Below are 1,104 nucleotides of genomic sequence, written 5' to 3' on the forward strand. Positions count from 1 at the left end.
GGGCGGTCTCCAACTCCAAGTGCAACAGCCGGGTTAATGAACACCTGGCGGTGCATCCTGTGTTCGCTTGATGAGATCCATAAAGACCTCCAGCGGCGGCTTGAACCCCAGTCGTTTTCGGGGCCGGGTATTAAGCTGAAAGGCGATGGCGTCCAGGTCGTCCTGACTGAACACCGACAGGTCAGTCCCCTTGGGCATGTACTGTCGCAAGAGGCCATTGGTGTTCTCATTGATAGCTCGTTGCCAGGGGCTATGTGGATCGGCGAAGTAAATCGCCGTCCCGGTCTTCTGGGTGATCTCAGCATGACGCACCAGCTCGCGCCCCTGATCGTAGGTGAACGTCTGGCGCATTTCCAATGGTACCCGGTTAAGGGCCGCACTGAAGCCCTGAACGGCGGCGGTTGCGGTAGCGCCGTCCATCTTGGCCAGAAAAACCAGGCCGCTCACTCGTTCAACTAGGGTGCCTACAGCGGAGCGGTTGAACGCTCCTTTGATCAGGTCGCCTTCCCAGTGCCCCGGCAAGAGCCGTTCATCGACTTCCGGCGGGCGAAGGTGGATGCTGACCAGATCCGGAATCTGTTGACGGCGGTCCACGCCGCCCGCGCGAGGCCGGCGCTTGGTCTTGCCCTGGCGCAGGCATGCAATCAGTTCCTTGCGCAACTCACCGTGAGGCTGTGCGTAGATGGATTTGTACACCGTCTCATGAGAGACCTGATAGTGGGGCTGGTCTGGAAACATAGCCTTCAGTGTGCCGCTGATTTGCTGGGGAGACCACCGGTTTCGTAGCATGTCGAGGACGATATTGTGTAGATCCGTTCCTTCGGCCAGCTTGGGCTTGGGCCGGCAAGCAAGACGCGCGGAACGGGATGATAGGGCCGCGGCCTGGGCATCATAGGGCTGGCCATCAACCGCATGTCGTCGCAACTCTCGACTCAAGGTGCTGGGAGAGCGCTTCAGCTCACGAGCGACAGCCCGAAGGCTGGCTCCCTGACGCATCATTAGCATGAGCGTGACACGGTCTGTCGTACTGAGGTGGCGGTAGTGATTGTTCATGGCAACACCATACTCGATTAGAGGGTGTTGCACTTAGTTATTGAGGCCGCG

The 1,104-nt window shown here is 59.2% G+C and carries 1 protein-coding gene; it reads right to left on the bottom strand.

Going from position 1 to position 1,104, the window contains the following annotated elements:
* Window positions 1-33: 33 nt before the first annotated feature.
* Window positions 34-1,053, bottom strand: a complete 1,020-nt coding sequence (locus tag BY454_RS16720) for an IS30 family transposase (RefSeq protein ID WP_104417683.1) — start codon at window positions 1,051-1,053, stop codon at window positions 34-36.
* Between the last annotated feature and the right edge of the window lie 51 nt (window positions 1,054-1,104).

It is taken from the genome of Marinobacter persicus (assembly GCF_002934325.1).
Classification (GTDB): domain Bacteria; phylum Pseudomonadota; class Gammaproteobacteria; order Pseudomonadales; family Oleiphilaceae; genus Marinobacter; species Marinobacter persicus_A.